Genomic DNA, 20,521 nt, shown 5'->3' with positions numbered 1-20,521 from the left:
CGGCTCAGTCGCGGCGTTCCGACGGCACCAGATTGCCGTGGCCGTGTCCGCTCTCCCGGCGCGGCCGGGCGCCGAAGCGCTGCCAGACACGCTCGTGGAAATAGAACGCCACGGTGTTGCAACTGGGTTCGATCAGCGCGATCAGGCCGCCGGTCAGCACCGAGCCGGTCAGCGTGTAGGCCACGCCGAAGGCGATGCTGAAGTGCAGTATGGCGAAAGTCAGGGTCTTGAGCAGGGGCGCCTGCGGGTCCGATCGCCCGCAGCACGCCCCGATCACCCTTGGGTTCATCGCTTAGCCTCGGTGTCCGGCTGAGAGTCGCGGGCAAGGAAGGCCTGGGTGAGTTCCGGCAGATGGTCGCGCAACCAGTCCGCCATGGCTTGTTCCTGGGGCAGGATGCGTTCCAGCGCGGCAAGGGTTTCGGCGTCGCCGACCTCGCGGGCGGCGGCGATCAGCACGGTGTAGGCGGCGATCTCCATGTTTTCGAACACATAGCCGCTCATGGCGCCCTTGACCACTTCGTCGCTGACTGTCATGCCAGCCACCGCCTGGCCGAAGGCCATCAGCTTGGCGCCGATGTCCTTCAGCGTCGACGGACTGCTGTCCAGGCGCTTCAGACACTCCTCGAGCAGACGCTGCTGGCCATGGGTTTCCTCGATGTGCTGTTCGATCCGCGTCTTCAGTTGCGGATAGTGTTCCAGCCGCGCGGCTTGCGCTTTCAGCATCTGCTCGGCCTGTTGCTCCATGGCGTGGGCATCGCGCAGCCAGTCCAGCAGGTTTTCCTGTTTGCTCGTCATCGCGGTTCTCCTCGGTGTGTATGTGTCTGCTCAGAGGTGGCCGCCGGGCGCAGCGTTCAGTTTCTTTTCCGACCGGTAGCAGTCAGCGCAGCGGCGCCGTTGCGCCAGGCGAGACGCGTTGGGGAAAAGTTCTGAACCATCGCCCGCTGCGGGATTCCGAGCTTCCGTGCGCAGGATGAAAGCGCCGCTTCGAATAGCCGTTGTTCGAATGTCCGTCGGAGGGAAGGTCCACGAACCCACAGAGGAACGAACCATGTTCGTACATGACAAGCGACTGCAGTACACCGTCAGGGTCGCCGCGCCCGATCCTGGCCTGGCCAACCTGCTGCTGGAGCAGTTCGGCGGGCCGCAGGGCGAGCTGGCCGCCGCCATGCGCTATTTCACCCAGGGCCTCGGCGAGTGCGATCCCGGTCGCAAGGACCTGCTGATGGACATCGCCACCGAGGAACTCAGCCACCTGGAAATCATCGGTTCGATCGTCGGCATGCTCAACAAGGGCGCCAAGGGGCGTCTGGCCGAAGCGGTGGAGGAGGAGGCCGAGCTGTACCGTTCGTTGACCGGAGGCGGCAACGACTCGCATATCACCTCGCTGCTTTACGGCGGCGGGCCCGCCCTGGTGAACTCCGGTGGCGTACCCTGGAGCGCGGCCTACATCGATACCATCGGCGAGCCGACCGCGGACCTGCGTTCCAACATCGCCGCCGAGGCGCGTGCGAAGATCGTTTACGAACGACTGATCAACCTCACCGACGATCCCGGCATCAAGGATGCGCTGACCTTCCTCATGACCCGCGAGCTGGCGCACCAGCTTTCCTTCGAAAAGGCCCTGCACTCGATCCAGCCGAACTTCCCGCAAGGCAAGCTGCAAGGGATGCCGGAGTTCGCCCGGCGTTACCTGAACATGTCGCGCGGCGAGGGCGACACGCGCGGTTCCTGGAACGAGGGTGATGGCTGGGAATACGTGGAGGCGCCACAGCCGGCCCTGGATGGAGGCGACGGCACGGCCAGCGTGAACCTGTCCGAGACTGAGCAGGAGGTGTTGCAGCGAATGGCAGACCGCACCCGCTCCGACCCCATGACCGATCCGCTGACAGGTGCGGACCTGGGCGCTGGCGCGGCTGCCGACAAAGCGCCTTGAGCGCGGATGCCCGACGTCGGCGGGCGAGTCCCGGCCTCCACGCCCGGCACCTTAGCGTGGAGGCACGGCAGAGGAGCCTCGAGATGACCGCCAAGCGCGAAACACCCGAGACAGAAAACACCCCGCTGAGCCCCGCCTCGCCGACGCTACGTCCCGAGCGGGGCAAGCGCGACCAGGCGAGCGAGGCGCAACCGGAATTCGCCCCGGACGATCCCGACGTAGCGGGCCCCGGCGAAGCCCGTCGTCCCGCCTGAAGTCGCCGGCGCCCGCAGGGCGCCGGTCATTTCGTCCGGTCGTTGGAAAGCCCGGCGGGGCGGGCGGTCATCAGTAGGGAGAATGCAGCAGGGAGTCCGCCGCCATGAGTTTTTCCCGTTTCGCCCAACGCCTGTCCAACTGGGCCGGCCGCCCGCCAACCTTCGTCGTTGCCCTCGGATTGATCCTGTTGTGGGCGATCAGCGGGCCGTTCTTCGACTTCAACGATACCTGGCAACTGGTGATCAATACCTCGACCACCATTGTCACCTTCCTCATGGTCTTCCTCATCCAGAACACCCAGAACCGCGATACCGACGCGCTGCATATCAAGATCGACGAACTGTTGCGCAGCACCCGACGTGCCCACAATGCGCTGCTCGGTCTGGACGACCTGGACGCCGATACCCTTCGCGAACTGCGTCAGCGCTACCAGCACATGGGCGAGCAGGACGGCGAGACGCCGGAAAGCGTCGCCGCCGAGGAAGAGCGCCAGTGCGGATGCGGCGAGGAGCGACGGCGCGCCGACTGAACCGCCGCGCCGCGATGGCTCATGGGCGCAGGACGACCTTGCGGCAATCCTCGCGTTTTTCGTCGAACAGGGCGTAGCCCTCCGGTGCGTCGTCCAGACGCAGGCGGTGGCTGATGATCGCCTCGGGATGCAGGTCGCCGTTGCCGATGTGTTCGAGCAAGGCCGGCAGCAGTGCCTGTACATGGGTCTGGCCCATCTTGAAGGTCAAGCCCTTGTCGAAGGCATCGCCGAACAGGAAGCCATGGATGAAGCCGGCATACACGCCCGGCACGCTCACTGTGCCACCCCGCCGGACAGCCGCGATGCACTGGCGTAGTGCCTTGCCGCTGCTGGCTTCGAGCTTGAGCGCGGTGAGCACGGTTTCGGTGACGCTGCCCTTGGCCTCGAAGCCCACCGCGTCGATCACCGCGTCGACGCCGCGGTGCCCGTCGGTGCGCTCGATGATCGCCGCGGCGGGATCGTCCTCCTGGTCGAAGTCGATGGGAATCGCACCGTAGGAGCGCGCGGCGAAGTCCAGCCGGTAGGGATGGTGGTCGACGATGAAGATCCGCTCGGCGCCCAACATCCGCGCGCAGGTGGCGGCCATCAGGCCGAGCGGGCCGGCGCCGTAGATCGCCACGCTACTGCCCTGGCGGACGCCGGCATTGCGCACCGCCTGGTAGCCGGTGGGGAGGATGTCGCTGAGGAACAGCACGCGTTCGTCTTCCATTACGTCGGGAATCACGAAAGGCCCGCTGTTGGCCTTGGGCACCCGAACGTATTCGGCCTGGCCACCCGGCACGCCGCCGTACAGGTGGCTGTAGCCATAGAGCGCCGCGCCCGGCGGAATCTGCTTCTTGTTGAGGATCGCGCCGCGCCCCGGGTTGGTGGTCTCGCAGGCGGCGTGCAGGTTCAGGCGGCAGAAGAAGCACTCGCCGCAGGCGATGACGAAGGGCACCACCACCCGGTCGCCCGGACGCACCGCGGTCACGGCCGAGCCGACTTCCTCGACGACGCCCATGAACTCGTGGCCGAGGATGTCGCCCTGCTCGACCATCGGGATCTTGCCCCGGTAGAGATGCAGGTCGGAGCCGCAGATGGCGGTGGCGGTCACGCGAAGCAGCAGGTCGTCGGGTTCCTGCAGGCGCGGTTCGGCAACCCGATCGATACGGACATCGTGGCTGCCGTGGAAGGTGAGGGCGCGCATGGCATTGCTCCTGGCTGTGGGTCGTGCAGGTGGGGCGTGCGCAGCAGCACCGGAGTTCATTCGGCGGGATGGGTGGCGCTCGATACCGGCCCCCGGAGGCCACTGCACCACGTTGAGTCGTGGAGGCCGGCGAGGAACGCAGGCCCTCGCTCCCTGGGTGCCATTCGTCGCGACGATGGCTCACGGCGGACGTACGGCAATCCTCTGTAGGGAAACCCGTGCAGACCGTCGAGGAACCGATACGGAAAGAGAGGCGAGCATGTCCAAGCAGCACATCATCCATTTCACCGGGCCGATCAATTCGTCCACCTGCGGCAATCTGATCAACACTTGCGCCAAGGTCCTGCAACAGGAGGCCGAGGAGTTGCGGATCAACATCGCCACCATGGGCGGGGAATGCAGCTACGGCTTTACCCTGTACAACTTCCTGCGCGCGCTGCCGGTGCCGATACATACCCACAACCTGGGTACCGTCGAGTCGATGGGCAACATCCTGTTCCTCGCCGGCGAGCGACGCAGCGCCAGTGCCCACAGCAAGTTCCTGTTCCATCCTTTCCACTGGACCCTGCATGGCGCGGTGGACCATGCGCGGATGGCGGAATATGCGATGAGCCTCGACTACGACCTGGAGCTTTACGCCCGGATCGTCGCCGAGAACACCCGTGATGCGCCGGAACGCCTGGACATCCCGCGCTACCTGATGGCCTATCCGCGCATCCTTGGTCCGGAAGACGCCCTGGCTTGCGGACTGATCCATACGGTGGACGATTCGCCTATACCCGCTGCCGCCTGCCAGTGGAGTATCCATTCTTAGTTTCCCGCGCCGCCCAGCATATTCCGGCAAGCGGAAGGCCTTGGATCGGCTAATGATTTTTTCGTCCCAGGGCGCCCGCAAAGAGTTTGAACGATCCATCGCGCAAGCCTTCGGAGTAAGTGCACGCGGCGAAAAACGCCGCATCCCTTTCAACCCTCGAGAGGAGGACACGAGCATGACCGACAAACGACAAGGCATGAGCACCAGCGAAGCCGGGCAGAAAGGCGGCGCAGCTACCTCCAGGAGCCACGGCAAGGAGTTCTACCAGGAGATCGGCCACAAGGGTGGCCAGGCCAGCGGCGGCAACTTCGCCAATGACCCGCAGCGCGCCGCCGAAGCCGGGCGCAAGGGTGGCCAGCAGAGCGGAGGCAATTTCGCCAATGACCCGGAAAGAGCCGCCGAGGCGGGCCGCAAGGGCGGCCAGCAGAGCGGCGGGAACTTCGCCAACGATCGGGAAAAGGCCTCCGAGGCAGGACGCAAGGGTGGCCAGCACAGCCACGGCGGCGGACGCTCGTCCTGACCGTGCCGAACCGCTGAAGCGTACGGCGCATCCCCAACGGGATGCGCCGTTTTCACATCGGCCGAAGAGAGCCGGTCCGGGGCTTCGGAAAGTCCCGTTCGAACAGGCGGCAGGATGCCCATGCCGCTGAAAGCGGGCTTTGCCAACGACCTTCGCGCATCAGACCTTACGTTGGAAAAAGTCGAGCGCCTCCTGGAAGCTGGGCCGCAGCGGCACATTCCAGTCGGGATGGGCGGTGAAGTGATAGCCGTTGCCCTTGATGCACTCGACCAGCAAGGAAAAGCTCTTCCGATCCGCCACCACGCAGACCTCGTCGAAGCGAACGGACTCTTCTCCGAGCCGATGCTCCATGGCCCGGGGAAGGTAGAAGGTGGCCGGGAAGTTGTCACCCATATGGGAGCCTGGGTTGCCCGCATCGTCGCTGTGGTGAAACATCTCCCTGTGCTCCCCCCGGCCCAGGCAGTCATTGAGGGCGTCCACCAGTTGCCGCGTGCGCGGAGTGATGTTTCCCCTGGCCATATCCTCCCTGCCATAGAATCCGTCCTCGCTCAGGGGATCCTTTGCACCGAGGGGGGTGTATCTGACCGCGGTATTCCTTCTTGCATCGAGACCACCACTGCCATGCGCCTCGATCGAGGGCGCTACCAGGAAGAGGTCATAATCGGCGGTCATCGCCAGCCCGCAAGCCGGGCTGGCCAGTACCTGCACCGCTTCCGACCGCCCCAGGCGGCTGATCCTGTAGAGACCGTCCGGCTCCTGGCGGGCCTCGAACTCATAGCGTTTGCCGCTGGGGCCCTGCGCGGTCAGGAGGCGAACCGGCCCGAGACCGTCTGCCACCAGGCCGAAATTCCGCACCAGCTCCGCAAGGCGTTGCCGAGAGATCCGCAGGTCGGTCTGGGTATAGGCTCCGCCATCCATTCCCTTCGCCACAGCCAGGTTCAGCTTGCGTATTTCCGCCGTGTCGCGGTCTTCCCGCTTGCTGAGATGCTGGTCGACACAGATGAACCCCGCCTGCGGACCCCAGTTCGAGCTTTTCCCCTTCACCGAGAAGCCCTTGGTCGGGAAACCCTCTTCGATCAGCGTGGTGACGATTCTTTCAACCGGGCGAATGCCAAAGACGGTATTCGTCTGCCTGGCCACCGCCTGCATGCGCAAGGCATGTTCGACGGGAACCCCCACCCCCTGCGCATCGAACAGGTCCTGTAGAGCCCGTGCCTGCATATCCGCAGGGCGCAGTAGCGGTCCGGGCTGTGCCGTTGCGTTAGAAACCACCTGACGATGACCGTCGATACGCATGGTTCGTTTTCCCGCATATGCCAAAGAAGGAGTCGAGAATAAGAATCCGGGCAGCGGCGAGATATCAGAAAACGCGGGCAAATTTTTTGTTTTCCGCACGCTGCCCGCGCGAGCGCTAGGTAGATGACGGCGACGCCGGGAAGAAACTTCGAACTCCCCACATGCGGGCGATTCACAAGCAGGGAGAGCCGCGCCGAAAACGGCGCGCCGGAAGAAGGAGACAGAACGATGAAAGTCCGGGAAATCATGAGTCGCGAAGTACGTACCGTCACCCCCCAGACCACCCTCGGCGAGGCGGCGCTGCTGATGCGCCAAGCCGATATCGGCGCCTTGCTGGTCAACGAGGGCGAGCGCCTGACCGGCGTGGTCACCGACCGCGACCTGGCGGTGCGCGGCCTCGCCGATGGACTCGGAGCCGACCGCCCGGTGCGCGAGGTGATGAGCGGTGAACTGCGCTACTGCTTCGAGGACGAGGAAGTGGACCATGTGGCGAAGAACATGGCGCAACTGGAGAAGCGCCGCTTGCCGGTAATGGATCGCAACAAGCGCCTGGTAGGCATCGTCTCGCTGGCCAACATCGCGACCTGCAACGCCGACAAGCTCAGCGCCAACCTCTTGCGCGGCGTGGCCCGCGCGCACTGAGTCGGACATGACGGAACGACGGGTGGTGGCGATCTGCGGCGGCAGCGCCGGGGTCGGGCGAGCGATACACCGGTGACGGCCAGAGGGCGTCGCCGCCAAGGCGGCGCAGGTGGTCCGGGCGCGCGACCAGGCCGGGCAGGTCGCCGTCGCTGTCGGTGAACGAACGCGGGTAGACCTGGTAGATCACCGCGCGTTTCCACCAGGGCGGCTGGAAGGATTGCAGCATGGGGCCTCCACGGGTGAGCCGGCTTTGCTGCTTGGCACCCTGGGTTAGGCGCGGGTTCGACTTTTCCGCGCGAACGCCTGCACCCCACCTACCAGAATTGGCAGGGGAAGATACCCACCTGTCATGGATCAATGTCCGCGCCCGGCCCGACTCCTAGTGTCGCCGGCTCCCGACTCTCTCTCACGGATGAAAGGGCAATGCACCTTCTTGAACGTCAACACGATATCCAGCCCCTCTCGCGGGCAGACATGACCATCCACCTCAATGGCCAGCCCGTCGCGGCGGCTGCCGGTGAGACCGTGCTCAACGTGCTCAATGCCGTGGGCCTGCGCCGGCTCGCGCGCAACGACCATGGCCAGGCCAGCGGCGCCTTCTGCGGCATGGGCGTATGCCACTGCTGCCTGGTCGCCATCGACGGCCGGCCCAAGCGCCGCGCCTGCCAGACCGTCGTCCGGCCGGGCATGCGGGTGGAAACCGAAAGCAACCGCTTCGACCAGGAGGAACGGCCATGAACCTGCGCCCGGTGATCGTCGGCGGCGGCTCGGCCGGCATGGCCGCAGCCATCGAGCTGGCCAGGCGCGGGGTCCCCTGCGTCCTCTTCGACGAGGCCTCGCGTCCCGGCGGGGTGGTCTATCGCGGCCCCTTGCGGGCCGGCGTCGATCCGGCCTATCTCGGCGCGCGCTACACCCGGATGCTGGAAAAACTGCGGCGCGATTTCTCCGCCTGCGCCGGGCACATCGACCTGCGCCTGAACAGCCGCGTGGTCGGTGGCGACGGCCAGCGCCTGATGGTCCTCGACGAGGCGGAACAGCTGCACGAGGTGGAGTATTCGCACCTGCTCCTGGCCACCGGCTGCCATGAGCGCAGCGTGCCGTTTCCCGGCTGGACCCTGCCCGGGGTGATGCTCCTCGGCGGCCTGCAATTGCAGATCAAGAGCGGCGTGGTGAAGCCCCTGGGCGATACCCTGATCGCCGGCAGCGGCCCGCTGCTGCCACTGGTGGCCTGCCAGCTGCATGCGGCCGGGGTACGTGTCGCCGGGGTCTACGAGGCCTGCGCGTTCGGCCGCATGGCCAGGGAAAGCCTGGCGCTGCTGAACAAGCCGCAACTGTTCCTCGACGGCCTGAGCATGCTCGGCTATCTCAAGCTCAACGGCATTCCGCTGCACTATGGCTGGGGCGTGGTGGAGGCCAGCGGCGAGGGGGAACTGACGGAAGTGACGGTAGCGCCCTACGACGAAGAGTGGCGGCCCGACCTGGAAAACGCGCGACCGGTGAAGGCCAGCACCCTGGCGGTCGGCTATGGCTTCATCCCGCGCACCCAGCTCAGCCAGCAGTTGGGTCTGGAGCACGGCTTCAGCGACGACGGATACCTGCGCGCGGAATGCAACGTCTGGCAGCAGAGCAGCCAACCGCACATCCACCTGGCCGGCGACATGGCGGGTATCCGCGGCGGCGAGGCGGCGATGATCGGCGGGCGCATCGCGGCCTTGTCGATCCTCCTGCAACGCGAGGCCATCGCGCCCGCCGAGGCCATCGAACGCCGAGAATCCCATCTCGCCCGCCTGGAGGCGATCAAGCGCTTCCGCGCCGGGGTCGAGCGCTACACCCAGCGCGGCGCCCGCCAGGTCGAACTGGCGCGGGCCGATACGGTGATCTGCCGCTGCGAACAGGTCACCCGTGGCGACATCGAGCGCGCGCTCGAACAGGGCGTGCAGGACATCGCCGGGCTGAAGATGCGCACCCGCGCCGGCATGGGCGACTGCCAGGGGCGGATGTGCATCGGCTACTGCAGCGATCGCCTGCGCCGCGCCACCGGACGCCATGACGTCGGCTGGCTGCGGCCGCGTTTCCCGATCGATCCGATCCCGTTTTCCGCATTCCAGAACCTCGGTACGAAAGCCTGAACATGAACAGAACCTATGACATCGTGATTGCCGGCGGCGGCGTGATCGGCGCGTCCTGCGCCTACCAACTGTCCAGGCGCGGCAACCTGCGCATCGCCGTGGTCGACGACAAGCGACCGGGCAACGCCACCCGCGCCTCGGCCGGCGGCCTCTGGGCCATCGGCGAATCGGTGGGACTGGGCTGCGGGGTGATCTTCTTCCGCATGATGTCCTCCCGCAACCGGCGCGAGGCCCAGGGCGCGGCGGTGGCGGTGGACGCGAGCACGCCGCACATCCTGCCGCCGGCGTTCTTCGACCTCGCCCTGCAATCCAACGCGCTGTACCCGGAACTGCACCGAGAACTGATCGAACGCCACGGGATGGACTTCAAGTTCGAGCGCACCGGGCTGAAATACGTGATCCAGGACGACGAGGATCGCCAGTACGCCGAGCACATCGTGGCGCAGATCCCGCATCTGGCCGAGCAGGTGCGCTGGCTGGACCGCGAGGAACTGCGTCGTGCCGAGCCGGCGGTCAGCCACGCGGCCCACGGCGCGCTGGAATTCCTCTGCGACCACCAGGTCAGCCCGTTCCGCCTGGCCGACGCCTACCTGGAGGCGGCGCGCCAGAACGGCGTCGAGCTGTTGCCGGGAACCAACGTCACCGGCGTGCTGCGCCAGGGCCGGCGGATCAGCGGGGTGCGCACGGACAATGCCGGGGTGCTGCATTGCCGGACCCTGATCAACGCCGCCGGCGCCTGGGCCGCGGAACTCAGCGAAATGGCCACCGGCCGGCGCATCCCGGTGAAGCCGGTGAAGGGCCAGATCGTCCTCACCGAGCGCATGCCACGACTGCTGAACGGTTGCCTGACCACCAGCGACTGCTACATGGCGCAGAAGGACAATGGCGAGATCCTGATCGGCAGCACCACCGAGGACAAGGGCTTCGACGTCAGCAACACCTTCCCGGAAATCGCCGGCCTGGTGCAGGGCGCGGTGCGTTGCGTGCCGGAGCTGCAACAGGTCAACCTCAAGCGCACCTGGGCCGGCCTGCGCCCGGGCTCGCCGGACGAACTGCCGATTCTCGGTCCGGTGGCTGAAGTGGAGGGCTACCTGAATGCCTGCGGGCATTTCCGCACCGGCATCCTCACGTCGGCGATCACCGGGGTGCTGCTCGACCGGCTGGTCCACGAAGAGACGCTGCCGCTGGACATCGCGCCGTTCCTCGCCGCGCGCTTCCAGCCGGAGCCTGCCGCCGTGGCGGTCGCGGCCTGCTAGGTCCGCGAGGGGTAAATCCGCGGAGCGGGGCGGGCGCCGGACCGGCGTCCGTTCCGCACGGTTCCCGACAGCGGCGCAGTTGCCGTCGGCGCTATACTCATGGCTTCGAATTATTTCTAGACGACTGGTCTAATTCAAGCTACCGTGCGCCCCATGAAAACCAGCTACGACGACACCCGCCAGCATCTGCTCGATACCGGATACCGGATCATGGCGGTCAAAGGCTTCTCCGGAGTCGGCCTCAACGAAATCCTGCAGAGCGCGGGCGTTCCCAAGGGCTCGTTCTACCATTACTTCAAATCCAAGGAACAGTTCGGCCAGGCCCTGCTGGAGGACTACTTCCGCGTCTACCTGGCGGACATGGACCAACGCTTCTCCGCGCCAGGGCTGAATGCCCGCGAACGACTGATGAGCTACTGGCAGAAGTGGCTGGACAACGCCTGCCCGCCCTGCGACGAGCAGCGCTGCCTGGTGGTCAAGCTCAGCGCCGAGGTCGCGGACCTTTCGGAAAGCATGCGCATCACCCTGCGCGACGGCTCCGACGGGATCATCGAACGCCTGGTCGGCTGCCTCGGGCAGGGCCACGACGACGGCTCCCTCGCGCCCTGCGATGCCCGGCACATGGCCAGCGCGCTGTACCAGTTGTGGCTCGGCGCGAGCCTGCTGAGCAAGCTGCACCGCAGCCCGGGACCGCTGGAGACAGCCATGCAGACCACCCGCAGCCTGCTGGAAATCTGAGGTACCGCCAGGAAATACCCGCCCCGCGAGAGGCGGGTATTTTTTCGACCCGTCAGTAGTTGACTGGTCTAATTTGCCCGGCGCACGGTATGAGCCGTTCGCCACATTCGTCAGACAGAGGAGTCTGGAAATGTCCCAATCCACGCAGGTCAACCGCCGCATCGTCCTCGCCTCGCGCCCCCACGGCGCCCCGACCCGGGATAACTTCCGCATCGAGCAGGTTCCGCTTCCTGAGCCCGGCGCGGGCCAGGTGCTGCTGCGCACCGTCTACCTGTCGCTCGATCCCTACATGCGCGGACGGATGAGCGACGCGCCGTCCTACGCGCCGCCGGTGGAGCTCGGCGCGGTCATGGTCGGCGGCACGGTCAGCCGGGTGGAAGCCTCGAACCATCCCGGGTTCAAGGTCGGCGACTGGGTACTCTCGGCCAACGGCTGGCAGGACTACGCGCTTTCCGACGGCAGCGGCCTGGCGCGCCTGGGCGAGTCGCCGGAGCATCCGTCCTACGCCCTGGGCCTGCTCGGCATGCCCGGCTTCACCGCCTACATGGGTCTGCTCGACATCGGCAAGCCCCAGGCCGGCGAGACCCTGGTGGTGGCCGCCGCCACCGGGCCGGTCGGCGCCACCGCCGGACAGATCGGCAAGCTCAAGGGCTGCCGAGTGGTCGGCGTCGCCGGCGGTGCGGAAAAATGCCGCCACGCCGTGCAGGTGCTCGGCTTCGATGCCTGCCTCGACCACCATGCCGCGGACTTCGCCGAACGACTGGCCGAGGCCTGCCCGGACGGCATCGACATCTATTACGAGAACGTCGGCGGCAAGGTCTTCGACGCCGTCTTCCCGCTGCTCAACGCCAAGGCCCGGATCCCGGTCTGCGGCATCGTCGCCCACTACAACGACACCGAGCTGCCACCCGGGCCGGACCGCTTGCCGGCGCTGATGGGCACGATCCTGCGCAAGCGCATCAAGGTGCAGGGCTTCATCATCTTCGACGACTACGGCCATCGCTACGATGAATTCCAGCGCGACATGTCGAAGTGGTTCGCCGACGGCCTCATCCAGTACCGCGAAGAGCGGGTCGACGGCCTGGAGAATGCCCCCGAGGCCTTCTTCGGCCTGCTCCAGGGACGCAATTTCGGCAAGCTGGTGGTGCGCGTCGGAGCCGACGCATGAACCAGGCGGTCCGTGTGGTAGCGCTGTTGCAGGCGCGCGAGGGCAGGGCGGCGGAGGTCGAGCGGCTGCTGCTGGCCTGCGTGCAGCCGTCGCGGGCCGAGGACGGCTGCCTGTCCTATGTCCTGCACCGGAGCCTCGACGAGGCCGGGCGCTTCGTCTTCGTCGAGCGCTGGGCCGACCGCGACGCCATCGAGCGGCACCGACGGATGCCGCACTACAGGGCGATGGCCGATGCCGTCGCCGATCTCCTGGCGGACCGCCAGGTGTTCCTCCTCGAGGAACTGCCAGCGGCCAGCCTGTCTCCGGTAGATCCGGAACCTACAAGACCCCATGAGGAGTGAAACGGATGAAAGTCGGATTTCTGGGCCTGGGCGGCATGGGCGCCGCCATGGCCACCCGCCTGGTGCAGGCGGGACTCGAAGTGACGGTGTGGAACCGTTCCGCGGCGGCCTGCGAGCCCCTGGTGGCGCTGGGCGCTGCCAGGGCGGAGGAGGTCGGCGAGCTGTTCGGCCTCGACGTGGTCATCAGCATGCTGGCGGACGACCAGGCGATTCGCGGCGTGCTGCTCGACAGCGGCGCGCTCGAACGGGCGAGGCCGGGTCTCATCCACCTGAGCATGTCGACCCTGTCGCTCGATTGCGTCGAGGCGCTCGACCAGGCGCACCAGCGCCAGGGCCTCGCGTTCGTCGCCGCGCCGGTGTTCGGCCGCACCGACGTGGCCGAGGCCGGCAAGCTGAACATCGTCGTCGGCGGTCCGGAGGAAGCCATCGAGCAAGTCAAGGCGCTGCTGGAAATTATGGGACAGAAGACATGGTTTTTCGGAAAAGACCCGCGCGGGGCAATGGCGGTGAAGATCTCTGGTAACTTCATGATCGCCAGCGCCATCGAAAGCATGGGCGAAAGCGTCGCCCTGGTGAAGCGCCTGGGCGTCGAGCCCGGCCGGTTCATGGAGCTCATGTCCTCGACGCTTTTCGATGCGCCTGTCTATCGCAACTACGGCCCGCAGATCGTCGAGCAGCGTTTCACCCCGGCTAGGTTCCGCCTGGTCCTCGGGTTGAAGGATGTCGACCTGGCGCTGTCCGCCGGCAAGCGCCACAACGTGCCGCTGCCGCTGGCCAGCCTGTTGCACGACGTGTTGCTCGAAGCCATCGCCCATGGCGACGGGGAATCGGACTGGACGGCGCTGGCGAAGGTAGCGTTGTCACGATCGGGACAAATCTGAAAAGGTTCTGCGCACGGCCCGGCAGGGCCCGTGAAGCTGTTCGGCAATCTGGCGTGCTTTCCATGGATTCATTAGGCGGAAGAAGGTATGTCCGAGCGTGGAACGGCTGCAGAAGGCCGGATCAACTGGCGACGCATCCTGCCGATACTGCTCACCACCACCCTGGTGGGCGGTGTCTGTGGGATCTTCGTCATCAACGAACTGGATCGCCAGCACGACGGCGCGCACCTGCGCTCGTACACCGAGAGGGCGCTGGAGCGGGCACTGGAGATTTCCTCCGCGGCGGACCAGATGCTCCGCGAGATGAACGCCGGCAGCGCGCCGGCCTGCAGCGACCAGGACCTGGAAATGCTGCGTTCCATCGTGCTCGAGTCGCGCTTCATGAGCGACGTTGGCAGGATCAGCGGCGACCGGGTCATGTGCACGGGCGTCCGGGGCCGGCTGCGCGCGCCCTGGGGATTGTCCGCGCCCGACCGGGTAGATGCCGCCGGCACCCGCTTCTGGACGGAGGGCATGCCCCTGCCGTTGCAGGCGTTGCCCACCGGACTGGTCAGTCGCGGCAACGCCGTCGTATTCATTGCCCCGCACGCCTATTTCGATGTCGACCACCCGGACCCGGGCATCTCGGCGGCGGCCGTCAGCAGTGGCGGCGACTACATCTACCACCGTTTCGCCTGGGACGACGACCAGCCCCTCGAGGCGCTCGACCGGCCCGGCTGGCCGCGCTTCATCGGCGCCCGGCAGATAAGCCTGTGCGACCCGACGCAGGACATCTGCGTGGTCTCCCTTCTCCGCGAACGCGGCCTGCTCGGCACCGAGCCCGGACGCGCGGCCATGGCCGCGGCGATCGGCGGCGGGCTGTTGTTCGGCGTCATGCTGCTGCTCAGCTACCTGTTCGGCTTCCTCAACGACGAAAAACTGCCGGCCAGGCTGCTGCGCGCGTTGAAGCGCGAGGCCCTGGAGGTGCACTACCAGCCCATCGTGCGCCTGGCCAGCGGCCGCTGCGCCGGGGTCGAGGCCCTGGCGCGCTGGACCGATAGCAGCCTGGGGCGGGTTTCCCCGGATGTCTTCATCGGCGCCCTGGAGGAGAGCGGCGACATCGAACTGCTGACCCGTTTCGTCTTCCGCCGCGCCCTGAAGCAGCTCGGGCCGTTGCTGAGGGAGCAGCGGAGCTTCTACGTCAGCGTCAACGTCACCGGCAAGGACATCGCCGACCCCGGTTTCATCGATTTCGCCATGCGCCAGATGGCCAGGGAAAGCGTGCGCCCGGAACAGGTCGCGCTGGAACTGACCGAGCGCACCACCGAGGCCCAGGGCTGCCTGCTGGCCGGGATGAACCGCCTGCGCGAACTCGGCCTGAAGATCTACGTGGACGATTTCGGCACCGGTCATTCGAACCTGGTCTACCTGGCCAACCTGCCGGTAGACGCGATCAAGATCGACAAGGTCTTCACTCAGTCCATCGGCGACAGCAGCGCCGTCGAACTGATCTTCGACAAGCTCTGCTCGATGGCCGAGCACCTGGAGATCGGCGTGGTCGTCGAAGGGATCGAGACACAGGCCCAGGCCGACCACGTGCTGCGCCGCTCGCCCGAGGCCCTCGGCCAGGGCTGGCATTTCGGCAAGGCACTGCCGCTGGAGGCCTTCCTCGACTACTACCGGAACCAGCCGGCGGGCCGCTAGAACGGACCTTCCGCGGGGCACCACGCTGCGCTAGCATCGGCCGTCCATACCGGATGCGGCCTGGACGGCCGCACTCCGGATCGCACGGAACGGCCGGAAACGGCCGCGATCACCACAGGCCGCCATGCACGCATTCCCCCTCACCCTGGACAACCGACTCGCCGAAGCCCTGCCGCTATGGCGCAACCTGGCCCGCACCGACCGGGCGCCGCGAAGGAACATCGACCTCGCCGACTGGAAAGCCGACTGGCGCGAACTGATCGCCGCGCTCGACAGGTTTTCCCGGAGCCACGGCTATCGCCAGCCGTTCGCCGCGCAAGGGCACGCAGCCCTGGAAAACGCCTGGGCCTGGGGCCAGGCCGCGGAAAACGCCAGTACGCTGCTGCTCAAGGCCATCGACCGGGGCCTGGCCGGCGCCGAACTGCGCTCCATCTACCTGGAGACCGCCGCGCTGTGGCTGGACTACAGCCGGCTGCTCGGCGCCGCCCGCGACAGCCTGCGCGAGCAGGGCGAGGTCGACTTCGAGACGGCGCCGGCCCTGGCGCCGCGCACAGGCCAGTATCCGTTCGCGCTGCAACTGCTCGCCATGGGCGTGCTGCTCGATGCCCAGGAGCTCATCCCGGCGCTGGTCGAGGAGGTCCTGCAGTTCGATACCGACCGCCTGCTCGACTATCTCGGCGCGGCCGCCCTCGGCCTGACTTCCGCCAGCGAGGAAACCTTCCATCCACGGCCGTTCGGACAGTTGCGGGCGTTCTTCGAAGAGGCGGACGGCAGCGACGCCCAGGCGCTGGCGCCTTACCTGCAAAGCCAGTACCGGGAGTTCTTCCAGCTTTCCCCCAAGGCGCAGAAGAAGACCCGCCGCCTGACCGGCCCCTACGCCTGGGGCTGGTGGGCCATGGAGGTGTCGGCGCTGGGCGTGCTCTACGGCTGGGACGATGGCGTCCTGCGCGCCTCGCCGCATTACCTCGGCGACCTGGTCGACTACGCGCGGGCGCGCGGCGACGCCTGAGCCACCGGCCGCCGCTCAGGCCCGCCGGCGGCGGGCGAGGAACGCGGCGGCCAGGTCGAGGCTGGTGCAGAGCAGGAAGTAGAGCAGGGCGACGAACAGGAAGATCTCCGTCGGGTGGACCATCACCCGGTTGCTCACCTGGGTGGCGACGAAGGACAGCTCGCCGACGCCGATCACGTAGGCCAGGGAAGTGTCCTTGATCAGCGACACCCACTGGTTGAGGAAGGATGGCAGCATCACCGGCAGCGCCTGCGGCAGGATCACCAGGCGCAATACCTGCCACGGCCGCAGTCCGAGCGCGCGGGCGACCGCCCACTGCCCGGCGGGGAGGCTGTGGATGCCGGCGTACACCGAGTGGGCGAGGTAGGCGCCGCCGATCAGCGACAGCGCGCAGACCACGGTGGCCAGCGCCGGTACGTCGACATGGAAGACGATCGGCAGCAGGAAGTAGGTCCAGAAGATCAGCATCAGCACCGGGATCGCGCGGAAGAAGCCGAGCAGCGCCACCAGCAGCAGGCGCGGCTTGCCGGGCAGCACCGCGAGGGCCACGCCGAGGACCAGGCCGAGCACCGCCGAAGCCAGTCCGGAGAGCGACGCCAGCAGCAGGGTCAGCGCCGCTCCGCCGAGCGGGCCGTCCGGGTAGGCGCCGAGCAGCAGGTAGGACAGGTTGTCCGAGATGACCGAGAAATCCATCTCAGGCACCTCCCTGGCGGTAGCGGCGGGTCTGCTGCAACGCCTGGCCGAAAGCTTCGATCAGGGCGATGGCGCCGATGTAGAGAAGGGTGGCGATACCGAAGGCCTGGAAGGTCTTGAAGGTCTCGGTTTCCACCTGGCGCGAAGCGTAGGACAGCTCGGCCAGGCCGATGGCCATCGCCAGCGAGGAGTTCTTCAGCGCATTCATGTACTGCCCGAGCAGCGGCGGCAGAGCCGTGCGCAGGGCCTGCGGCAGCACCACCTCGCGCCATACCTGGCGCTGGGTCAGCCCCAGGGCGAGGCCGGCGGCGCGCTGCTCGGGGCGTACCGAGGCGATGCCGGCGCGGAACTCCTCGGCGACGAAAGCCGAGGTATAGAGGGTCAGCCCCCAGGCACCGGCGAGGAACTCGAAGGACGGCCAGTCGAGCAAGGGCGTCTCGTGCGGCGTGTTCAGCCAGCTCACCAGCGCCTCCGGCAGCAGCGCGGGAACGCCGAAGTACCAGAAGAACAGCTGCACCAGCAGCGGGGTATTGCGGAACAGCGCCAGGTAGGCGCGCGCCGGCCAGGACAGCAGGCGCCGGCGCGACAGCCGGGCGATGGCCAGGGGGGCGCCGATCAGGGTGGCGAGCAGGCAACTGAGCAGGGCAAGACCGAGGGTCAGCAGGAAGCCGTCGAGCAACCAGCGCAGGTACTGCGGGGCGAGAAGTTCGCCGAACATGTGCGGGATTCCGTCGGGTAGAACGAAAAACGCGCCTCAGCGAAGTGAGGCGCGCGGGTCGTGCGGGCGAAGCGGGCCGCTCAGCTCTTGTCGCCGATCTTGTACAGGCGCGCCAGCGGGGTCTTGGTCTGCGGACCGAACCAGGTGTCGTAGATCTTCTGCGCCTGGCCGTCCTGCTCCAGCTCGCGCAGGCTCTTGTCGACGAACTCGGTCAGGGCCTTCTCGCCCTTGGGAATACCGACGCCGATCAGGTCGTTGGAAATGGTGAAGGGCGGCACTTCGTACTTGTCGCGGTCGGGCACGTTGGCCAGCAGGCCGATCAGCTTCGGACCGTCCTGGGTGATGGCCTGGACCTGGCCGTTGCGCAGGGCGGTGAAAGCGAAGGGCGTGTCGTCGTAGGCGATGACCTTGGCGCCGGGGAACTTCTCGCGCAGCACGCCTTCGTTGACCGTGCCCTTGTCCACGCCGACCCGCCACTTGTTGAGGACTTCCGGCGAGGTCAGGGTGCCTTTCTTGACGATGAACTGCTGGCCGGAGGAGAAGTAGGGGATGCTGAAGTCCACCTGCTGCGCACGCTCCGGGGTGATGGTGAAGTTGGCCAGGACCAGGTCGACCTTGTTCGCCGTCAGCAGCGGGATGCGGTTGGCCGGGTTGGTCGGCAGCACTTGCAGCCGGACGCCCAGCTTGTCGGCCAGGGCCTTGGCATAGTCGACGTCGAGGCCTTCGATCTGCTTGCTCTTGGCGTCGACGAAGCCGAACGGCGGGTTGCTGTCGAAGGACGCGACGCGCAATACGCCGGCCTTGCGGATGTCCTCCAGGCGGTCGGCCTGGGCCAGGCCGGAGATCAGGGCGAGGGCGAGGGCGAGGGCGGTGATGGCGGGGAGTTTCTTCATGAAAGTTCCAGCTCCTTGTCGGCCGCGATCGACGATCAGGGCCTTGCAATGTGGGGCGGACATTCCGGATGGGAATGCCGCCATGTCGGCGCGGGGGTATCCCGTGGCGAAGGGAGTTTGGCAGGGGCCAAGGGTCGGGAGAAAAGAATGAATCGATCTATCTTATTTCCAGACGAAATAAGAGGTATGAAAACAAGGATTCAAGGAAATAAAAAACGATAGCGTAACGCCATGATCCGCAGGGCTTCCGCGTCGGGGGTTCGTCGTCGAGAAGGAAGGCCGGGGCCCGGCGGCCCCGTCAGCGGCTGTCCCGGCAGTCGATCACGCTGGCGTTGGTGATGATGTCCCGGCTGTCGGTGTACAGGGTGATGCTGCAGAAATAGTCGAGGATGGTCTCGTTCTCGTAGTAGCCGGTCTTGCGATAGACCGCCTCGCTACTCACCGGCGCCATGCCGGCGACCCCCTGGCCACCGACGCCGACCCAGGTCTCGCGCTGGCCGACGTACTCGGTGCCGGTCTGTATGAAGACCTTGTCCGGCCCCATGTGGGTCCGCACGCGGTTCCAGGCGTAGAAGCCGCCGCTACCGTAGGACGAAGGGCCGAGGCCCTGGTCGGGCTTGCCGAACAGTTCGAAGGCCTTGCCGGCGGGCTGGCCGATGAGCTTCTGCGCGGCGACCTTGACCTCGTTGTCGCGATTCCCCGACTGACCGAGGGAGGCGCAGGCGCTGAGACCGAGGACGAGCAGGGCGAGACCGAAGGGCTTGATCGAGGGCATGGCATTCACTCCGTTGAAATGCCGCAGGATGTTAGAGGTCCAGCCGGCTCGCGGCTATTAGCTCATTTGTGCTAGTGCCGCTCACTTCGCCAGGTGCCGCGCCTGTTCGGCATGTACGCTGGCCATGAAGGTCTGCATGGCCGAGGAGTGGACCCGGTTGCGTCGGGTGATCAGGCCGTAGGGCGGCAGGCGCGGCTCCAGCTGGATCGGCAGGATCGCCAGCAGGTGCTTGCCCGGGTAGTCCTCGATCACCGAGCGTGGAGTGATGCCGATCATGTCGGTCTGTTGCAGCAGGGAGAGCAGGGTCATGATCGAGGTGGTCTCGACGATACTGCTCGGCAGGTCGATGCGCGCATTGTGGAAGGCCTGGTTGACGATCCCGCGCATCGGGCTGGGGTGCTGCTGCAACACCCAGGTCAGCTCCTGCAACTCGCCCCAGTCCAGCTTGCGTGCCTGCGACAACGGGTTCTGCGCGCCGACCACCACGCAGAGTTCTTCCTCGCCGAGGCTGTCGAACACCAGGTCGTCGGTGCGCGCGCCGCTGGGGATGCGTCCGAGCACCACGTCCAGCTGGTCCTGTTGCAGGGCCTGGACCAGCACGTCGCTGGTGTCCACCTGGATGCTCATCGACAGCCGTGGATGACTCTGCTTCAGGGTGGCGATGGTGCGTGTCAGCAGGCTCGAGGCCAGCGCCGGGATCGCTCCGACGGTGACCCGGCCGAGGTTGCCGGATTCCAGCGCGACCAGTTCCTCGCGCATCCCGGACAGCTCGGCGAAGATCATCCGCGAGTAATAGATCAGCGTCTCGCCGAAAGGCGTCGCGCGCATGCCGCGCGGCAAACGCTCGAACAACTCGACGCCGAGCAGGTCTTCGGCCTCGTGGAGCATCTTGGTCGCCGCCGGCTGGGTCATGCCAATCTCGTCGGCGGCGCGGCGCAGCGAGCCGAGTTCCTCCAGGGCCAGCATCAGGCGCAACTGGCGCAGGCGCAGGCGGCTGTGGATGATGCTGGCGTCGGGAATCCGGGACATGGCGTATCTCGCTGGCGGCGGGGAGACCCAGGG

At 66.7% G+C, this 20,521-nt stretch carries 25 protein-coding genes; 15 read left to right on the top strand and 10 right to left on the bottom strand.

The annotated features are described in order from the left end of the window. Positions 1 to 4: 4 nt before the first annotated feature. Positions 5 to 289, bottom strand: a complete 285-nt coding sequence (locus ACI766_RS14770) for a DUF2061 domain-containing protein (protein WP_003115518.1) — start codon at positions 287 to 289, stop codon at positions 5 to 7. Then, a complete protein-coding gene (locus ACI766_RS14765) occupies positions 286 to 795 on the bottom strand; it encodes a ferritin-like domain-containing protein (RefSeq protein ID WP_003113674.1) in 510 nt (169 codons plus the stop codon). The genes ACI766_RS14770 and ACI766_RS14765 overlap by 4 nt, the downstream gene beginning before the upstream one ends. Before the next feature lie 253 nt (positions 796 to 1,048). Here ACI766_RS14765 and ACI766_RS14760 point away from each other — a divergent pair, with 253 nt between their 5' ends. From ACI766_RS14760 to ACI766_RS14750, 3 genes are all read left to right on the top strand, one after another. Next, the gene (locus ACI766_RS14760; RefSeq protein WP_003113675.1) at positions 1,049 to 1,933 is read left to right on the top strand and encodes a manganese catalase family protein; all 885 of its coding nucleotides are present in this window, start codon (positions 1,049 to 1,051) and stop codon (positions 1,931 to 1,933) included. 83 nt (positions 1,934 to 2,016) lie between these two features. Next, positions 2,017 to 2,187 carry a hypothetical protein gene (locus ACI766_RS14755; protein ID WP_003113676.1) on the top strand — a complete coding sequence of 57 codons (171 nt, stop codon included), beginning with the start codon at positions 2,017 to 2,019 and terminating at the stop codon, positions 2,185 to 2,187. A gap of 104 nt (positions 2,188 to 2,291) precedes the next feature. After that, positions 2,292 to 2,717, top strand: a complete 426-nt coding sequence (locus ACI766_RS14750) for a low affinity iron permease family protein (protein ID WP_003116972.1) — start codon at positions 2,292 to 2,294, stop codon at positions 2,715 to 2,717. A 19-nt stretch (positions 2,718 to 2,736) separates the two neighbouring features. Here ACI766_RS14750 and ACI766_RS14745 read toward each other — a convergent pair whose 3' ends face one another. Beyond that, positions 2,737 to 3,903 (bottom strand): zinc-dependent alcohol dehydrogenase, encoded by a 1,167-nt coding sequence (locus ACI766_RS14745; RefSeq protein ID WP_412828511.1) that lies wholly within the window; start codon positions 3,901 to 3,903, stop codon positions 2,737 to 2,739. Positions 3,904 to 4,162: 259 nt separating this feature from the next. On the opposite strand from ACI766_RS14745, the gene ACI766_RS14740 reads away from it, so the two are divergent. Both ACI766_RS14740 and ACI766_RS14735 read left to right on the top strand, forming a co-directional pair. Further along, complete coding sequence (locus tag ACI766_RS14740) at positions 4,163 to 4,717, top strand: ClpP family protease (RefSeq protein ID WP_003113679.1); 555 nt, start codon at positions 4,163 to 4,165, stop codon at positions 4,715 to 4,717. A gap of 175 nt (positions 4,718 to 4,892) precedes the next feature. After that, positions 4,893 to 5,237: a general stress protein gene (locus ACI766_RS14735; RefSeq protein ID WP_003113680.1), complete on the top strand. Its 345-nt coding sequence runs from the start codon at positions 4,893 to 4,895 to the stop codon at positions 5,235 to 5,237. 159 nt (positions 5,238 to 5,396) lie between these two features. Here the strand turns inward: ACI766_RS14735 and exoY are convergent, their stop codons facing one another. Beyond that, positions 5,397 to 6,533, bottom strand: coding sequence for a type III secretion system adenylate cyclase effector ExoY (exoY, locus tag ACI766_RS14730; RefSeq protein ID WP_004343509.1), 1,137 nt, complete (start codon positions 6,531 to 6,533; stop codon positions 5,397 to 5,399). A 228-nt stretch (positions 6,534 to 6,761) separates the two neighbouring features. On the opposite strand from exoY, the gene ACI766_RS14725 reads away from it, so the two are divergent. Beyond that, positions 6,762 to 7,175: a CBS domain-containing protein gene (locus ACI766_RS14725; RefSeq protein ID WP_003089022.1), complete on the top strand. Its 414-nt coding sequence runs from the start codon at positions 6,762 to 6,764 to the stop codon at positions 7,173 to 7,175. On the opposite strand, the gene ACI766_RS14720 is transcribed toward ACI766_RS14725, so the two are convergent. Then, positions 7,135 to 7,401, bottom strand: coding sequence for a hypothetical protein (locus ACI766_RS14720; protein WP_003162802.1), 267 nt, complete (start codon positions 7,399 to 7,401; stop codon positions 7,135 to 7,137). The genes ACI766_RS14725 and ACI766_RS14720 overlap by 41 nt on opposite strands. A 197-nt stretch (positions 7,402 to 7,598) precedes the next feature. Between ACI766_RS14720 and hcnA the strand changes: the two genes are divergently transcribed. The 9 genes from hcnA (at position 7,599) to ACI766_RS14675 (ending at position 16,380) form a co-directional block, all read left to right on the top strand. Continuing rightward, complete coding sequence (hcnA, locus tag ACI766_RS14715; protein ID WP_003113684.1) at positions 7,599 to 7,913, top strand: cyanide-forming glycine dehydrogenase subunit HcnA; 315 nt, start codon at positions 7,599 to 7,601, stop codon at positions 7,911 to 7,913. Next, positions 7,910 to 9,304: a cyanide-forming glycine dehydrogenase subunit HcnB gene (hcnB, locus tag ACI766_RS14710; protein WP_087823902.1), complete on the top strand. Its 1,395-nt coding sequence runs from the start codon at positions 7,910 to 7,912 to the stop codon at positions 9,302 to 9,304. The genes hcnA and hcnB overlap by 4 nt, the downstream gene beginning before the upstream one ends. A 2-nt stretch (positions 9,305 to 9,306) precedes the next feature. Further along, positions 9,307 to 10,560: a cyanide-forming glycine dehydrogenase subunit HcnC gene (gene hcnC, locus ACI766_RS14705; protein ID WP_003113686.1), complete on the top strand. Its 1,254-nt coding sequence runs from the start codon at positions 9,307 to 9,309 to the stop codon at positions 10,558 to 10,560. Positions 10,561 to 10,713: 153 nt separating this feature from the next. Continuing rightward, the gene (locus tag ACI766_RS14700) at positions 10,714 to 11,298 is read left to right on the top strand and encodes a TetR/AcrR family transcriptional regulator (RefSeq protein ID WP_010794159.1); all 585 of its coding nucleotides are present in this window, start codon (positions 10,714 to 10,716) and stop codon (positions 11,296 to 11,298) included. A 130-nt stretch (positions 11,299 to 11,428) separates the two neighbouring features. Continuing rightward, entirely contained in the window at positions 11,429 to 12,466 is a 1,038-nt protein-coding gene (locus tag ACI766_RS14695) for an NADP-dependent oxidoreductase (RefSeq protein WP_003144252.1), read from the top strand. After that, positions 12,463 to 12,807 (top strand): putative quinol monooxygenase, encoded by a 345-nt coding sequence (locus ACI766_RS14690; protein WP_003113690.1) that lies wholly within the window; start codon positions 12,463 to 12,465, stop codon positions 12,805 to 12,807. The genes ACI766_RS14695 and ACI766_RS14690 overlap by 4 nt, the downstream gene beginning before the upstream one ends. Before the next feature lie 5 nt (positions 12,808 to 12,812). Further along, complete coding sequence (locus ACI766_RS14685; RefSeq protein WP_003113691.1) at positions 12,813 to 13,688, top strand: NAD(P)-dependent oxidoreductase; 876 nt, start codon at positions 12,813 to 12,815, stop codon at positions 13,686 to 13,688. 87 nt (positions 13,689 to 13,775) lie between these two features. Further along, the gene (locus ACI766_RS14680; RefSeq protein WP_009876395.1) at positions 13,776 to 15,371 is read left to right on the top strand and encodes an EAL domain-containing protein; all 1,596 of its coding nucleotides are present in this window, start codon (positions 13,776 to 13,778) and stop codon (positions 15,369 to 15,371) included. 124 nt (positions 15,372 to 15,495) lie between these two features. After that, positions 15,496 to 16,380, top strand: coding sequence for a DUF1911 domain-containing protein (locus tag ACI766_RS14675; protein WP_003113693.1), 885 nt, complete (start codon positions 15,496 to 15,498; stop codon positions 16,378 to 16,380). A 15-nt stretch (positions 16,381 to 16,395) separates the two neighbouring features. On the opposite strand, the gene ACI766_RS14670 is transcribed toward ACI766_RS14675, so the two are convergent. The 5 genes from ACI766_RS14670 to ACI766_RS14650 form a co-directional block, all read right to left on the bottom strand. Then, positions 16,396 to 17,073, bottom strand: coding sequence for an amino acid ABC transporter permease (locus ACI766_RS14670; RefSeq protein ID WP_034022134.1), 678 nt, complete (start codon positions 17,071 to 17,073; stop codon positions 16,396 to 16,398). A gap of 1 nt (position 17,074) precedes the next feature. Further along, positions 17,075 to 17,791, bottom strand: coding sequence for an amino acid ABC transporter permease (locus tag ACI766_RS14665; protein ID WP_016851652.1), 717 nt, complete (start codon positions 17,789 to 17,791; stop codon positions 17,075 to 17,077). Positions 17,792 to 17,871: 80 nt separating this feature from the next. Continuing rightward, complete coding sequence (locus tag ACI766_RS14660; protein ID WP_003123456.1) at positions 17,872 to 18,684, bottom strand: ABC transporter substrate-binding protein; 813 nt, start codon at positions 18,682 to 18,684, stop codon at positions 17,872 to 17,874. 298 nt (positions 18,685 to 18,982) lie between these two features. Next, the gene (locus ACI766_RS14655) at positions 18,983 to 19,459 is read right to left on the bottom strand and encodes a hypothetical protein (RefSeq protein WP_003089049.1); all 477 of its coding nucleotides are present in this window, start codon (positions 19,457 to 19,459) and stop codon (positions 18,983 to 18,985) included. An 81-nt stretch (positions 19,460 to 19,540) separates the two neighbouring features. Then, on the bottom strand, positions 19,541 to 20,488 hold the full coding sequence (locus ACI766_RS14650; RefSeq protein ID WP_003089050.1) for a LysR family transcriptional regulator: 948 nt from the start codon (positions 20,486 to 20,488) through the stop codon (positions 19,541 to 19,543). Positions 20,489 to 20,521 lie beyond the last annotated feature (33 nt).

The sequence above is a fragment of the Pseudomonas sp. DL genome, assembly GCF_047199225.1.
GTDB lineage: Bacteria > Pseudomonadota > Gammaproteobacteria > Pseudomonadales > Pseudomonadaceae > Pseudomonas > Pseudomonas aeruginosa.
The sequence above is the reverse complement of the archived record's forward strand: the minus strand, read 5'-3'. Positions and strand labels throughout refer to the sequence as shown.

Coding starts and splice junctions, on each gene's coding strand:
- ACI766_RS14770 (WP_003115518.1), bottom strand. CDS start 289: ATGAACCCAAGGGTGATCGGGGCGTGCTGCGGGCGATCGGACCCGCAG.
- ACI766_RS14765 (WP_003113674.1), bottom strand. CDS start 795: ATGACGAGCAAACAGGAAAACCTGCTGGACTGGCTGCGCGATGCCCAC.
- ACI766_RS14760 (WP_003113675.1), top strand. CDS start 1,049: ATGTTCGTACATGACAAGCGACTGCAGTACACCGTCAGGGTCGCCGCG.
- ACI766_RS14755 (WP_003113676.1), top strand. CDS start 2,017: ATGACCGCCAAGCGCGAAACACCCGAGACAGAAAACACCCCGCTGAGC.
- ACI766_RS14750 (WP_003116972.1), top strand. CDS start 2,292: ATGAGTTTTTCCCGTTTCGCCCAACGCCTGTCCAACTGGGCCGGCCGC.
- ACI766_RS14745 (WP_412828511.1), bottom strand. CDS start 3,903: ATGCGCGCCCTCACCTTCCACGGCAGCCACGATGTCCGTATCGATCGG.
- ACI766_RS14740 (WP_003113679.1), top strand. CDS start 4,163: ATGTCCAAGCAGCACATCATCCATTTCACCGGGCCGATCAATTCGTCC.
- ACI766_RS14735 (WP_003113680.1), top strand. CDS start 4,893: ATGACCGACAAACGACAAGGCATGAGCACCAGCGAAGCCGGGCAGAAA.
- exoY (WP_004343509.1), bottom strand. CDS start 6,533: ATGCGTATCGACGGTCATCGTCAGGTGGTTTCTAACGCAACGGCACAG.
- ACI766_RS14725 (WP_003089022.1), top strand. CDS start 6,762: ATGAAAGTCCGGGAAATCATGAGTCGCGAAGTACGTACCGTCACCCCC.
- ACI766_RS14720 (WP_003162802.1), bottom strand. CDS start 7,401: ATGCTGCAATCCTTCCAGCCGCCCTGGTGGAAACGCGCGGTGATCTAC.
- hcnA (WP_003113684.1), top strand. CDS start 7,599: ATGCACCTTCTTGAACGTCAACACGATATCCAGCCCCTCTCGCGGGCA.
- hcnB (WP_087823902.1), top strand. CDS start 7,910: ATGAACCTGCGCCCGGTGATCGTCGGCGGCGGCTCGGCCGGCATGGCC.
- hcnC (WP_003113686.1), top strand. CDS start 9,307: ATGAACAGAACCTATGACATCGTGATTGCCGGCGGCGGCGTGATCGGC.
- ACI766_RS14700 (WP_010794159.1), top strand. CDS start 10,714: ATGAAAACCAGCTACGACGACACCCGCCAGCATCTGCTCGATACCGGA.
- ACI766_RS14695 (WP_003144252.1), top strand. CDS start 11,429: ATGTCCCAATCCACGCAGGTCAACCGCCGCATCGTCCTCGCCTCGCGC.
- ACI766_RS14690 (WP_003113690.1), top strand. CDS start 12,463: ATGAACCAGGCGGTCCGTGTGGTAGCGCTGTTGCAGGCGCGCGAGGGC.
- ACI766_RS14685 (WP_003113691.1), top strand. CDS start 12,813: ATGAAAGTCGGATTTCTGGGCCTGGGCGGCATGGGCGCCGCCATGGCC.
- ACI766_RS14680 (WP_009876395.1), top strand. CDS start 13,776: ATGTCCGAGCGTGGAACGGCTGCAGAAGGCCGGATCAACTGGCGACGC.
- ACI766_RS14675 (WP_003113693.1), top strand. CDS start 15,496: ATGCACGCATTCCCCCTCACCCTGGACAACCGACTCGCCGAAGCCCTG.
- ACI766_RS14670 (WP_034022134.1), bottom strand. CDS start 17,073: ATGGATTTCTCGGTCATCTCGGACAACCTGTCCTACCTGCTGCTCGGC.
- ACI766_RS14665 (WP_016851652.1), bottom strand. CDS start 17,791: ATGTTCGGCGAACTTCTCGCCCCGCAGTACCTGCGCTGGTTGCTCGAC.
- ACI766_RS14660 (WP_003123456.1), bottom strand. CDS start 18,684: ATGAAGAAACTCCCCGCCATCACCGCCCTCGCCCTCGCCCTCGCCCTG.
- ACI766_RS14655 (WP_003089049.1), bottom strand. CDS start 19,459: ATGCCCTCGATCAAGCCCTTCGGTCTCGCCCTGCTCGTCCTCGGTCTC.
- ACI766_RS14650 (WP_003089050.1), bottom strand. CDS start 20,488: ATGTCCCGGATTCCCGACGCCAGCATCATCCACAGCCGCCTGCGCCTG.